The 13,859-nt window shown below is 75.9% G+C and carries 7 protein-coding genes; 2 read left to right on the forward strand and 5 right to left on the reverse strand.

Annotation, left to right across the window (positions count from 1 at the left end; all coding sequences use genetic code 11):
• Window positions 1-24: 24 nt before the first annotated feature.
• Window positions 25-2,235, forward strand: a complete 2,211-nt coding sequence (locus PO879_RS10395; protein WP_278234830.1) for a LuxR C-terminal-related transcriptional regulator — start codon at window positions 25-27, stop codon at window positions 2,233-2,235.
• A 139-nt stretch (window positions 2,236-2,374) separates the two neighbouring features.
• Here PO879_RS10395 and PO879_RS10400 read toward each other — a convergent pair whose 3' ends face one another.
• From PO879_RS10400 to PO879_RS10415, 4 genes are all read right to left on the reverse strand, one after another.
• Window positions 2,375-4,822, reverse strand: coding sequence for a ComEC/Rec2 family competence protein (locus PO879_RS10400; protein WP_278234831.1), 2,448 nt, complete (start codon window positions 4,820-4,822; stop codon window positions 2,375-2,377).
• A complete protein-coding gene (locus tag PO879_RS10405) occupies window positions 4,819-5,745 on the reverse strand; it encodes a helix-hairpin-helix domain-containing protein (RefSeq protein ID WP_278234832.1) in 927 nt (308 codons plus the stop codon). Before PO879_RS10405 ends, PO879_RS10400 begins: the two co-directional genes overlap by 4 nt.
• Before the next feature lie 91 nt (window positions 5,746-5,836).
• Window positions 5,837-6,748 carry a DegV family protein gene (locus PO879_RS10410; RefSeq protein ID WP_278234833.1) on the reverse strand — a complete coding sequence of 304 codons (912 nt, stop codon included), beginning with the start codon at window positions 6,746-6,748 and terminating at the stop codon, window positions 5,837-5,839.
• Window positions 6,749-7,041: 293 nt separating this feature from the next.
• Window positions 7,042-9,537, reverse strand: coding sequence for a glycogen/starch/alpha-glucan phosphorylase (locus tag PO879_RS10415; protein WP_278234834.1), 2,496 nt, complete (start codon window positions 9,535-9,537; stop codon window positions 7,042-7,044).
• 164 nt (window positions 9,538-9,701) lie between these two features.
• Here PO879_RS10415 and PO879_RS10420 point away from each other — a divergent pair, with 164 nt between their 5' ends.
• Window positions 9,702-10,484, forward strand: a complete 783-nt coding sequence (locus PO879_RS10420; protein WP_278234835.1) for a fibronectin type III domain-containing protein — start codon at window positions 9,702-9,704, stop codon at window positions 10,482-10,484.
• Between the two features lie 12 nt (window positions 10,485-10,496).
• Here the strand turns inward: PO879_RS10420 and PO879_RS10425 are convergent, their stop codons facing one another.
• Entirely contained in the window at window positions 10,497-13,859 is a 3,363-nt protein-coding gene (locus PO879_RS10425; protein ID WP_278237506.1) for an SbcC/MukB-like Walker B domain-containing protein, read from the reverse strand.

A 13,859-nucleotide genomic window follows, 5' to 3' on the forward strand; every position in this document is an offset into this window, starting at 1 on the left:
GGGGCGCCGTGCTTGCATGGCCCGGTGACCCCCTCCACCACCGACGTCCCGCCGCTGCCGACGCCCCGCACCCGGCTCGTGGGCCGTGAGCAGGAGGTCCGCACCGTCCTCGACGCGGTGGACGCCTCGACCCAGGCGGTCGTGACGATCACCGGGATCGGCGGCAGCGGCAAGACGACGCTCGCCACCGAGATCCTCCGGCACCTCACCGTCCAGTTCGCCCGCCGCTGGTTCGTCGACCTGACCCGTCTCGACCGTGCCGAGGACCTGGCGGGGCACGTGTGCCACCGGCTCGGCGTGCGCCGCGGGACGACGGGGCCGCTCGCGGTCCTCGAGGAGGAGCTCGGTCGGGCGCCCGCCCTGCTCGTGCTCGACAACTGCGAGCACCTGCTCGACGCCGTGGCCGAGCTGGTCGGCTCCCTGAGCGCCACGTGCCCGGAGCTGACCGTGCTGGCCACCAGTCGTCGTCCCCTCGACGTCCCGGCCGAGCGCACCGTCGCGCTCGGGCCGCTGCCCGTCACCGGGCCCGACGGGGGCCCGGGTGCCGCGGTCGAGCTGCTCGTCGAGCGCGCCCGGACGGCGGGTGCGGACCTGTCCGCCGACGACGTCGCCCCGGACGGCCCGACCGCGGCGCACCTGGCCGCGGTCTGCCGCCGGCTGGACGGCCTGCCGCTGCCGATCGTGCTGGCCGCGACGCACCTGCGCACGATGCATCCCGCCGAGCTGGCCGAACGGGTGGAGCGCGACCTGACCCTGCCGGCGATGCGGGGCGGGGCGGACCACCAGCGCACCATGGCGGCGTCGATCGACTGGAGCCTCGACCTGCTGGCGACCTCGCACCGGGACCTCCTGCTGCGCGCCGGGGTGTTCGTCGGCGCCTTCGACGCCGACGACTGCCGTGCCGTGTGCCGCCCGGACGGCACGCCGGAGGAGGTCGACGACGGGCTGCGCGAGCTGGTGGAGCACTCGCTGCTGACGGCCGACACCTCGGCGGCGCCGACGCGCTACCGGATGCTCGCCGTGGTGCGCGAGCACGCCCGACGCCGCCTCGGCGCCGGTCCGACGGACCGGCTGGCCGTCGCCCACCGTGTCCACCTGACGACGACGATCGGCGTCACGCCGTCGAGCTCGCCGTTCTACACACCGGCCGACGTGGCCCGGCTGGAGGTCGTCCACGACGACGCGGTGGCGGCGCTGGACCGGGCCGTCCGAGACGAGGACGCCGCGGCCGTCGTCGGTCTGCTCATGGCGCTGATGCGGTTCTGGCGCGTCACGGGCCGGATCCGGTTCGGGCTGGACCACGCCGCCCGGGCCTCGGTCGGGCTGGACGGGTTCGGCCTGGCGGTCGTGCACCTCGTCCGCGCCGACCTGGAGCGACTGCTCGGGCTTCTCGACGACGCCGACGAGCACGTGCGGGCCGGGCTGGCGATCGTCCGGGCCGGGGGTGCGGCCACGGCGCACGCCCTGCCCACCGGGCTGGGGATCCGCGGCGACCTCCTGTCCGCGCGGGGCCGGCACGACGACGCCCTCGCGCTGTACGACGAGATCCGTGCGCTGTACGACCCCGTGGACCGTCCGCAGCTGCACGGCGTCTGGTGCGCGAACGTCGGCGGGATCCTCCTCGCCGCGGGGCGCGACGCGGAGGCCGAGCCCCGGCTGCTCGAGGCGCGCCGCGTCCTGGGCGGGCAGCCCCCGGTCTGGCTCGCCGGACGCGTGCACGGCCACCTGGGCACGCTGGCCCGCCGGGCCGGGGACCTCGACGCCGCCCGCGAGCTGGTGCTGGCCGGGCTGGACGAGCTGGCACCGTTCGGCGCGCTGGCCGAGGCAGCCCCGCTGGTCGACGAGCTCGCCGCCGTCCTGCGGGCGGACGGGCGCCCCCGGGACGCGGAGGAGTGCGCCCGCGCGGCGGCGTCGATGCGCCGCCGCGTCGGGTCGACGAGCGCCCGGCACGACGGTCCGGGCGAGCACGGACCGGACGTCGCCGACGTGACCGCGCTGGTGCGGGACGTCCGCACCGCCCCGGCGCCGGCCGACGCGCTCACGGCGCGCGAGCGCGAGGTGGCCGACCTGGTCGCCGAGGGCCTGACGAACCCGCAGATCGCCCGACGGCTGGTCATCTCTCCGGGCACGGCACGCACCCACGTCGAACGCATCCGCACCAAGCTCGGGGTGTCCTCCCGGGTGCACGTCGCACGCTGGGTGCTCGAGAGATACGTCGATCGACGGACGCGCTGAGCGGCCGCCGCCCACCAGGATGGGCGCAGGTCCCCCGGCTTCCTCGAGACGGCGCCGCGGGGACGGGGTCGTCTCCCCCACGACCTCTGATGCGCCGGTGGCGCCGGCTCCGGCCGGTGCCACCGGTGTCCCCCCAGGATCAGCCGGCGCATGCCAGGGCCAGGCCTCCCGCCCGCACGGACAGCGAGGCCGTGCCGCACCGGTCGGTGCGCACCACCTCGGACCCGACCGCGCGATACAGGTCCAGCGCGGTCCGGGTGGGATGGCCGTAGTCGTTCTGCCCCACCGAGACCAGGACGACCCCGGGGGCCAGCCGCCGCGCCAGGTCGGCCGACTGCGCGGCCGACCCGTGGTGGGCCATCTTGACGACCTCGACGGCACCGTCGGGATACCCGCCGGCGGCCAGGTCCGCGGCGAGGCGCTCCTGCCCCGGCTCCTCCAGGTCACCCAGCGCCACGACGTCGACCCCGGCGGCCGTGCGCAGGGCGATCGCGACGCTGGCCTCGTTGGCCCCGCCGGCCCCGGCGTCGGCGCCGAGCACCGTCCAGGCCACGTCGCCCGCCGTGCCCTGACGGGCGGCCGCGGCCACCTCGACGGGCACCTCGTGCCGGGCCAGCGCGACCCGGGTCCGGCGGGCGGCGTCCGCCGGGTCGTCGAGGGGCGAGACGAGGGCCGCCACGACGGTCCGACCCGCCAGCACGCCCTCCAGACCGCCGACGTGGTCGGCGTGGAAGTGGCTCAGGACCAGCAGGTCGACGCGGTCCACGCCGAGCCGTCGCAGGCACCGTGCGGCACCGTCCCCGGGCGGTCCGACGTCGACCACGACGGCCGCACGCGGCCCGCTGCGCACGACCAGCGCGTCGCCCTGTCCGACGTCGCACGCGGCCACCTGCCAGTCGGGCGGGACGCCGGCCGCCGGCCCGGTGCGTGGCGCGACGACGAGCACCGTCCCGAGCGCCACCCCGAGGACCGTGACGAGGACGACGGCACCCGCCGTCGCCGCGCCCCCGGGCCTCCGGACCCGCCCGCCGCGGGCGCCGGGAGACCGGCGTGACCGGTGCGCGCGACGCACCCGGCGCCGCAGGGCCGACAACCGGTCGGCCGGTGCCCGGCCCACCGGCCAGCCCCGCCCCGGGGGCCGCCGCAGCACGAACGTGAGCACGACGGCGGTCGCGAGGGCGAGCAGCACCGCGCCGCCCGGTCCGGCGAGCCAGGGCAGGCGTGCCCCGGGCAGCGCCGCGGCGGTGGTGGCGACGGTCGCGATCCAGCCGGTCGGGATCCCGGCCAGCCACGCCACGGCACCGGCAGCACCGGGGGCCCACGGCGCCGCGAGCGTGGCCACCAGCCCCAGGACGGTCGCCGGGACGAGGGCCGGGGCGGCGAGGAGGTTCGCGAGCACGGCGGTGGACGGCAGCGCCGGGTCCAGCAGGATCAGCACCGGGCCGCACGCCGCCTGGGCGGCCAGGGGGACCGCCAGCGCGAACGCGAGACTCCGTCCGCACCACGGGGCCAGGCGCCGCGACAGCGGCCCGGTCAGCAGAACGATCCCGGCCGTGGCGGCGCAGGACAGCGCGAACCCGAACGAGCGGGCCTGCCACGGGTCGACGACGAGCAGCACCGTGGCGGCGGTCGCCAGCGCCGGGAACCCGGCCGCGGGGCGGCCCAGGACCAGGGCGACCAGCGTCACGGCGCAGGTCCAGGCGGCCCGGAGCACGCTCGGCTCGGGACGCACCAGGAGCACGAACCCGACGCCGACCGCCGCCAGCAGCCCGACGCGGACCGCGGGCGGGGCCCGCAGCGCCACGCACGCGGCGCCGGCGGCCGTGAGCACGATGGCGAAGTGGCTGCCCGAGACGGCCGTGACGTGGGTCAGGCCGGCGACGCGCAACGCGTCCTCGAGCTCGGCCGGCACGCGGGAGGTGTCCCCGACGGCGGCTCCGGGCACCAGGCCGCGCGCCTGGTCGGACAACCCGTCGGTGACGTCGAGCAGGGCGGTGCGCAGGGTGTGGGTCACCCGGCCGGACGGACCCGGCGGCGCGCTCTCGGCCACGGGGGTCGTCGCCCGCCCGGCGGCCACGACCCCCGCGCCGAAGGACGGCGGGGCCAGCCGGACCCGCGGGCGCACCGCGGCCCCGAAGCGGGGCGGGTCCCCCGGGGCCGTGACCAGGACGTGCCCGACGGCGGCGGAACGCACGCCCCGCGCGACGACCGTGTCGACGGCGAGCACCCACCGGGAACCGTCCCCGTGCACCGCCGCACGGGCCGAGGAGACCACGCGCCCGTCGACGGTGGCGGTCGCGCCGTCCTCGGCGAGCCCGGCCAGCGGACCCCGCGCCGCGGTCTGCACCGCCACCGAGGCCGCGACGGCGACGAGGCACGCCGCCACCAGCGCCCCGTGCGCGACCACCGGACCGACCGGGCCGCCGCGCCGTCGGACGCCGGCAGCGGCCGCCGCCGCGCACCCCAGCGCCACGAGGGCCCCGACGACCGTCAGCGGACGGGCCGCCGCGGTCCACGGACCCGTCAGGGTCCACGCGACGACCCACGCCGTGGCCACGACCGGCACGAGGCGCAGGTCCGGGCTCACAGCACCACGAGGTCGCGCAGGTCCTCCAGGAGCACCGGGCCGATGCCGGACACCTCGGCGAGCTCGTCGAACCGGGTGAAGGGCCCGTGCTCGTCACGCCAGGCGACGATCCGGTCGGCGAGGACCGGGCCAACGCCGGGCAGCGCCGTCAGCGCCGTGGCGTCCGCGGCGTTCAGCGGCACGGGGGCGACGGCTTCGGCCCCCGCCGCCGTCCCTGCGGGCGGTGCCGCCACGCGCGGCTCCTCCCCGGGCGCCGGCACGTGCACCTGCTCGCCGTCCACGACGGAACGGGCCAGGTTCAGGGCGGTCAGGTCCGCCGTGCCCGTGGCACCGCCGGCGGCCTCGACCGCGTCGGCCACCCGGGCCCCGGTCGGCACGGTGACCAGGCCGGGGTCGGCGACCTGGCCGATGACGTGCACCACCACACCCCTGCCCGTCGCCGAGCCGCCCGAGCCGCCCGGGCCGGCTCCGGGGCTCGCCGGCCCGGGCGGGGTCCCGGCCGGTGCGGGGTCGACCGATACGGGGCCGCCCGAGGCGGGGCCGCCCGGAGCGGGGTCCGTCGGTGCGCCGCCGACGGGCACCCCCAGCGGCGCCACGTCCTGACGGGGCCAGAGCGCGACACCTCCCACGACGAGCCCGAGGGCCAGCAGGACGACGGCGGCCGCGGTGGCGACCGGTCCGGCCAGCGCCCACCGGCGACGGCCCCCGTCCGGCGCGTCGTCCACCGGGTGGCCGTGCGCGGCGCTGTAGGCCGCGGCGACGTGGCCGCCGGAACGCCGAGCGCGCAACCGCTCGACGAGCTCGTCGGGGCCGTCGTCGTCCGTGGGAGTGGCGAGCGCGGCGCGCAGGGCCTCCAGACGTCCCCCGACGGGGTCGTCCGTGGCGTCCGGGGGCTCGGTCGGGTGGTGGTGTGCCGTGGTCACGCGGCGACGCTAGGGCGCTCCCGCCGTCGGCCGCCGGGCCCGGCCCGTGCGGTGGTGGACGCGCGCCCCTGGGGGTGACGCACGCCGCGCGCTACCAGGGGCCGCCGGGCTCCAGGTCGTGCACGTGCCCGCCCCGGTCGACGACCACGACGGCCAGCGCCCCGGGTCCGACGTGCGCGCCGAGGACGGCGCTGACGGGGGTCACCACCGGGGTGAACCCCAGGCGCCCCGCCAGGGCGTCGGCGACCTCGGCCGCCTGGTCGGGCGCGCCGAGATGGTGCACCGCCACCGCGGGACGGGTCGCCGTGCGGACCTGCTCCAGCGCGATCGCCACCAGCCGGGCCACGGAGGCCCGCCGGGTGCGCACCCGCTGGACGAGGTCGATCCCGCCGTCGTCCAGGGCGAGGATGGGCCGCACGCCCAGCGCCGTGCCCAGCGCGGCGGCCGGGGCGGAGAGCCGCCCGCCGCGACGCAGGTGGTCCAGGGAATCCACGAGGAAGGTCGTGCGCGCCGAGGCGGCGACCTCGGCCGCGCGGCGCGCCACGTGGGCCGCGTCGCACCCGGCGGCGGCGCAGCGGGCGGCCTCGTCGGCCGCGAAGCCGAGACCCATCGCCGCGGTGCGGGAGTCCACGACGCGTACCGGCAGCATGGCACGCTGCCCGGCCCGCTCGGCGGTCTCCACCGTGCCCGACAGCTTCCCGGACAGGTGCACCGAGACCACGGCACGGGCCCCCTGGGCAGCCAGGTCGCCGTAGGCGGCGGTGAGCTCGGCCGTCGTCGGCTGCGACGTGGTCAGCCGCTCCCCGGCGGCGATCCGCTCGGCCACGTCCGCCGGCCGGACGTCCAGGCCCTCGCGCAGCTCCGTGTCGTCCGTCACCACGTGCAGGGGGACGACGACGGGCGCCAGCTCCCGGGGCAGCAGGACGTCGGCGGGCAGGTCTCCTGGGCCGGGCAGGCAGGCGGTCGAGTCGGTCACGACGCGGACGGCCGGTAGGTCACGCATGTCGCCACGAGTGTAGCCACCCGGCACCGCCCGGTCGCGCCGGACCCGGATCGCATCCGACGGCGCGACGCGATAGCGTGCCGCCCATGCCCGACGACGTCCCGTCCGCCGCTCCCGAGGCGGCCCGGGCAGGGGCGCTCGTCACGGTCGGCGAGGCCACCACGGGTGCGGAAGGAAGGTACGTGGCGCGACGTGCCCGACACCACCGCACCGGCCACCGGCACGATCCCCGCGCGGGATGAGTCCGCCGTCGGGCGCCGGACGGGTTCCGGTGCCCGACGGCGGCACGACGCTCACGCCTCCATCGGCTCCGCGTGCCAGATGCGGTCGAGGTAGTCGCGCATCGACCGGTCCGAGGAGAAGAAGCCGGAGCGCGCCACGTTGAGCACGGCCGCCCGGCTCCAGGCGTCCGGGTCGCGGTAGGCGGTCTCGACCCGCTCCTGGGCGTCCAGGTAGGACTGGAAGTCGGCCAGCACCATGAAGCGGTCCTCGCCCAGCAGGTTGGACACGATCGGCTCGAAGACGCGTCGGTCCCCGCCGGAGAACTCTCCGCGCGCCACGAGGTCGAGCGCCCGGCGCAGGACCGGGTTCTCCTCGTAGTACGCCGAGGGCCGGTACCCGGCCTCGGCGACGGCGGCGGCCTCCGGCTCGGTCAGGCCGAACAGGAAGAAGTTGTCGTCGCCGACGAGCTGACGGATCTCGACGTTCGCGCCGTCGTCGGTGCCCACCGTCAGCGCGCCGTTGAGCGCGAACTTCATGTTGCCCGTCCCGGAGGCCTCCTTGCCGGCCAGCGAGATCTGCTCGGACAGGTCCGCCGCCGGGATGAGCGTCTCGGCCACCGTCACGTCGTAGTTCGCCGGGAAGGCGACGCGGAGCACCCGCGAGACCTCGGGGTGGGCGTTGACCACGGAGCCGACGTGGTTGATCAGGCCGATGATCTGCTTGGCCATCGCGTAGCCGGGGGCGGCCTTCGCGCCGAAGACGACGGTGCGGGGCACCACGTCCTCCGGGTCGAGGCGTCCCGAGACGATCCGGTCGTACAGCGTGACGACGTGCAGGATCTTCAGCGTCTGCCGCTTGTACTCGTGCAGGCGCTTGACCATGACGTCCAGCATCGTGTCCGCCGGGATCTCGATCCCGTCGCGCCGCTCGAGGAACCCGGCCAGCCGTTCCTTGTTGGCGGCCTTGACCTCGCGGAACCGGCGCCGGAACTCGGGGTCGTCGGCCATCGGCTCCAGGTCGCGCAGCCGGTCGAGGTCGGTGACCCAGCCGTCGCCGATCGCCTCGGTGATCAGCCCGGACAGGCCGGGGTTCGCCAGGCGGACGAACCGGCGCGGGGTCACCCCGTTGGTGACGTTGGTGAACTTCTCCGGCCACAGGCGGGCGAAATCGGCGAGCACCTTGTCGCGCAGGAGCTGCGAGTGCAGCTCGGCGACCCCGTTGACCTTGGTCGCGGCCACGGTGGCCAGGTGCGCCATGCGCACCGCCCGCTGCGGGTGCTCGGCGATGATCGACATGCGCCGCACGAGCAGCTCGTCGTCGCCCGAGGACCCGCGCACCTCGTCGAGGAACTCGTCGTTGATGCGGTAGATGATCTCCAGGTGCCGCGGCAGCAGGCGGCCCAGCAGCTCCACGGGCCAGATTTCGAGCGCCTCGGGCAGCAGCGTGTGGCAGGTGTAGGCGAAGCAGCCCTGGGTGACCTCCCAGGCTTCGTCCCACGCGAAACCCTGCTCGTCGACGAGGATCCGCATGAGCTCGGGCACCGCGATGACGGGGTGGGTGTCGTTGAGCTGGAAGCAGACGCGCTCGGGGAGCCGGTGCAGGTCGAAGCCCTCCGGCAGGAGCTGGTCGATGAAGTCGCGCAGCGAGCACGCCACGAAGAAGTACTGCTGCTGCAGGCGCAGCTCCTTGCCCTGCGGCGTGGAGTCCTCCGGGTAGAGCACCTTGGAGATGTTCTCGGCGAACGTCTGGGCGCGCACCGCCTCGGCGTAGTCGCCGTAGTTGAAGATCTCCAGGTCGAAGGCGTGCGTGGCCCGCGCGCTCCACAGCCGCAGCGTGTTCACGCACCCGTTGCGGTAGCCGGGGACCATGTAGTTGTAGGGGACGCCGAGCACCTTCCAGCCGGGCACCCAGCGGGTGCGCTCGACGGTGTCGTCGCCCACCTCCTCGGTGACGGTCTCGGTGCGGCCGCCGAAGCTCACGGTGACCTCGTGCTCGGGGTGGGCGAACTCCCACGGCGAGCCGTTGTCGAGCCAGTGGTCGGGCTCCTCGACCTGCCACCCGTCGACGAAGTTCTGGCGGAAGATGCCGTACTCGTAGCGGATGCCGTACCCGATGGCGGGGATCGACATGGTGGCCAGGGAATCGACGAAGCACGCGGCGAGGCGGCCCAGCCCACCGTTGCCGAGCCCCGGCTCGACCTCGGCCTCGCGCAGGTCGGCCAGGTCGATGCCCAGCGACGCCAGGGCCTCCGAGGCGACCTCGGTGAGGTCGGCCGCGATGAGCGCGTTGTCGAGCTGGCGGCCCAGCAGGTACTCCGCGGACAGGTACGCCACGGCCTTGGGCTGCGTGCGCAGGTGCTCGTTCGTGGTCCGCATCCAGCGCGACATCAGGTAGTGGCGCACGGTGCGGGCCAGTGCCAGGTACTTGTCGTTGATGCTGGCCCGTTCGAGGACGGTGCCCTGGGTGAAGTTGAGCTCGCGCAGGTACTCGCGCACGAACCCCTCGACCGAGGGCTCCGGGCTGGTGATCAGGGGCGTCGATTCGGTCACACGAGCGACACTACCCATGCCGTCGGCCGGTGTCCTCGCAGAGCCGCGACCGACCCCGGAACGTCACCTGCGCGAACCACGGACGTCACATGGTGCGCGGGGCGCGCCGCCCGTCCCGGTCGGACCCGGGATGCCGCTAGAGTCCTGGTCATCCCGCCGCCGTGACCTTGGAGCACCCCCCGATGAGCCCCTTCCTCCCTGCCGTCTCGCGACGTGTCCTAGGCCTCCTGCTGAGCCTCGTCGTCGCGCTGGCCGGGACGGTCGTCGCCGCTCCCGCCGCGACGGCGGCCGACACGACCCCGCCCACGAAGCCCGAGATCACGCTCGAGCGCTGGCAGCGCCCGAAGGAGCCGGACTTCTCGGGCTACTGGCTGTGGAAGCCGCGCGCGACCTGGTCCGCCGCCCAGGACAGCCACGGGGTCACCGGGTACCACGTTCAGCTGCGGTTCCCGGGCGGTCGCTGGCACACACCGGCGCGGGGCAGGTGGCGCTCTCCCGACAAGCGCCACTACCGCGTCCAGCTCGAGCCCGGTCACCAGGCCTGCTTCCGCGTCCGGGCCCGCGACGCCGCCGGGAACGTGAGCCGGTGGTCGAAGCGGCGGTGCACCGCCGCGCCGCTGACGCCGCTGATGGACTTCCAGAGCACCGCGCTGGTGCAGGACAACGGTGCGTCGACCCATGAGTACGCCTACCTCAGCACCGAGGTGGGGCCGACCAGGACCGAGGCGAAGTTCACGGACGTCCGCGGTGTCCGCCTCCGGGTGCGCACCGGCCCGAAGGCCGGGCGCGCCACGGTGTACGTCGGACGCCAGCGCCTCGGCACGATCGACGCCCGCGCCTCGACCGGCAAGTGGCGCACGATCAAGATCCGCATCCCCCGTGAGGACGCCCACAGCGGCCGCATCCGCTTCGTGCCACGCACGAAGGCCCCCGTCAAGGTCCGGTTCGTCTGGCCGATCAGCTGAGGGGCCCGCGGCTCAGGCACCCACCAGGGTCACGAGCCGCGAGCGCCCCGCCGGGTCCTTGACCGCCTGCAGCACGACGTCGACGTGCGGCTCCAGCGCGCTGACCTTGTCGAGCGGCGCACCGATGACGAGCTGGAAGCCCAGACCCTGCCACGCCCCGACGGCGCGCCCCGCGAACCGCGCGTCGGCCTTGATGAAGGCCTCGTCGAGGAACACCGGCGCGTACCGCGGCCGGTCGGCCCCCGCGTCGCCGAGCTGGTAGCGCAGCGCCGCACCGACGATGAACGCCACCAGTTCCTGGGACTCCCCGCCGGACTTGCCGGCGATGTGGTCGTAGACCGAGACGTGCCGGCCCTCGAGGTCGACGCACTCGGCGCTGATCCGCACGTGCTCGCGCACGTCCACGAGCCGACGTCGTTCCGGCGAGTCGGGGCGGATGCGGTCGACGAGCCGGGCCATCCGTTCGTAGCGCCGCTGCCGCTCGGCGGGAGTCTGCTCCCCCGGGTCCGCGGCGAGCTCCCGCAGCCGGCGACGGAACGAGACGACGTCGCGCGCCTCGGTCACCTGGGCGGTGATGCGCAACCGGTGGTTCTCGTCACGGAAGGGCAGGGTCGCCAGGATCTGGTTGACCGGCTCCATGCGTTCGCGGATCTCGGCGACCGACCGGCTCATCACGTTGCCCAGCAGGGTCAGGTCGTGCCCGGACAGGCGCCCGAGGGTCCGCGACCAGCGTTCGGTCAGCTCGTACAGGCGCTGGTCCTCGATCTCGGCCAGGATGCGGGCGAAGTCGTCGTAGGAGTCGTCCGGGTCCGTGCCGAGGTTGGGGTTCGGCCACGCGTCGCAGAACCGCTCGAAGACACCGCGCAACGCGGTCCGGGCCGCCTCGGCCGCGGCCACGGCGGCCTCCCGGTCACGCACGAGCTCACGGGCCACGGCGGTGGTCGCCTGGTCCAGCGCGGCCAGCGGCAACCGGTCGGGGTCGCCCGGGGCCACCGCGGCCAGCGCCGACTCCAGCCGACGCGCCTGCGCTTCGGTGCACGCGGCGCCGGTGCGCTCGGCCTCCTCGACGGCGTCGGTCACCTGGTCGACGAGGTCGGTGATGGACGCCCACTGCTCGCCGAGCTCGCGGACGCGGTTCTCGGCGTCGGCGCGCTCGCGGTACAGCTCGGTCAGCCGGGTGCGCAGCTCCTGCTCGTCCTCGCCGAGCGCGCGCACGACGCCGGACCCGTCGCGCAGCGCGGCGAGGCGCTCCTGCCGCGCGGCGAGCGCCTCCTCGGCACCGGCGACGTCGACCTCCTCCCAGGTCGTCCGCACGACCTGCCCGGCGGCCACGAACTGGTCGGTGTGCGCCGCCTGCCGCAGCCGTGCACCCTCCAGGGACGCACCGGCCTCCTGCAGCGCCGTGCGCGCGGCCTCGATGTCAGTGGCCAGACGGTCCCGGCGCCGGGCGTTGGAGAAGCCCAGCACGGAGCCTCGCGGGCTGCCGCCGTGCGCGCCGCGGGCGCCGTCGGCGATCTGCCCGGTGCGGGTCAGGGCACGGCGGTGGTGGTGCAGCTCGGCGGGGTCGTCGACGCACACGTGGTCGTAGCGCCGCGCGAGCCGGTCGGCCAGCCAGCCGCCGAACGGCCCGGCCTTGATCTCCAGGCGACCCGGCAGCGTGCGCGGGTCGGCGTCGTCACCCATCGGCCGATGGGTGGGCACACCTTCGAAACGCAGCCGGCGGCGCAGCGGCACGGTGTCGATGGCGGCCCGGAAGTCGGCCAGCCGGTCGGCGTCGACGAGCAGCGTCGTGGCGAACCCGCCGAGGGCCAGGCCGATGGCGTCGCGCCAGGGTTCGTACTCGCCGCGCACCTCGAGCAGCTCGCCGACGAACGGCAGCTCGTCGGTCCCGAGCCCGGCGGCCTCGGCCAGCGCGACCCGGGCGGCGTGGTCCTCCGCCGAGACGTTGCCCCGGCGGCGGGACAGCGAGGCGGCCTCCTGCTCCAGGCGGGCCAGCCGCTGCTCGGCGTCGGTCACCGCCTGCCGCGCGCCGTACACCGCGTCCTCGAGCTCGGCCGCCCGCTCGGTCCGCTGCTCCACGAGCTCGCGCGCGGCGCGGTGCACGCGGTCCAGGTCGCGCCGCGAGGACACCGACTCCTCGAGCACGGCGAGCGGGGTGTCGAGCCCGGCGCGGGCGGTGCGCACCTGCGCCAGCTCCTCGGTGCGCCGCCGGACCTCGCGCTCGGCGGCCTCGATCGCGTCGCCGCCCGAGCGCCGCAGGGCGGCACGGGTCTCCTCGAGGTCGGACTCGGCGGTGGCGATCCGCGCCGCGGCCGCCGTGCGCCGCTCCTCGGCCGCCCGGTGAGCCGTCCGGTTGACCTCCTCCTCGGCGCGGACGAGCGCGAGCCGGCGCCGGTCGCGCCACACCGCGAACGGCGTCGTCCCCGCGGCGGGTCCGCTCCCGGTCACGCCCAGCGTGTCCAGCAGGGCGACCGAGTCCTCGGCGTCGTCGATCCGCTCGCGCAGCTCGACCATGGGCCGCAGCACCTCGACCTGGCGGGTCGCGGTGAGCATCTCGCTGCGGACGGCGCTCAGCTCGTCGAAGTGCTCGACGGCACGGTCGGCGACCTCGAGCGTCTCCGGCTCGGTGAGCACCATCGCCTTGTACAGCGCGTCGACGGTGGTGATCGCCTGACCGGCCTGGATGCGGCCCAGCAGCTGCATCGCCTTGTGGCCGTCCCCGGCCGCGCCGATGCCGAGCGCGGCGTGCAGCCGGGTGGCGAAGGCGATGTCGGTGTCGAACGGGGTGAGCCCGGCCTCGGTGAGGCCGCCCCGGGCGAACCGGCCGGCGGCCAGGGGTTCCAGCGCGCGCAGGTCGAACGCGCCGTCGGCGGTGGCCCGCACGACGACGCACTCCTCGTTGCGGGTCGCGCCACGCGGCACGTACCAGGCCCGCAGGGCGGTGAAGACCTCGCCGGACTGGTCCGTCCAGGACATCGCGATCGCCGTCCAGGTGTCCACGCCGTCGCCGCGCAGCACCTGCTCGCGGCTGGTGGCGCCGTCGGCCCGCGAGTCGTCGAGCTTGCCGCGCGCGTAGGACAGCACGTTGCGCTGCTCGCGCCCTCGTGCCCGACCGGCCGCGGCGCCGTTGGAGGCGCCGTTGAACGGGGTGGTGTGGCTCATCATGAGCGCGATGTAGGCGTCCAGCAGCGTGGACTTGCCCGAACCGGAGGCGCCGGACAGCAGCGTCGCGCGCGCGGAGAACCGCACCTCGTGGTGCCCGTGGTAGCCGCCCCAGTTGACGAGCTGCATCGAGGTGGCCGTCCACTGGCGGCCGTCCGAGGCGGCGGGGATGAGCCCGAACAGCGAGTCGCTCATGCGGGCCGTCGACGTCAT

This window comes from Isoptericola sp. AK164 (assembly GCF_029643425.1).
Classification (GTDB): domain Bacteria; phylum Actinomycetota; class Actinomycetes; order Actinomycetales; family Cellulomonadaceae; genus Isoptericola; species Isoptericola haloaureus.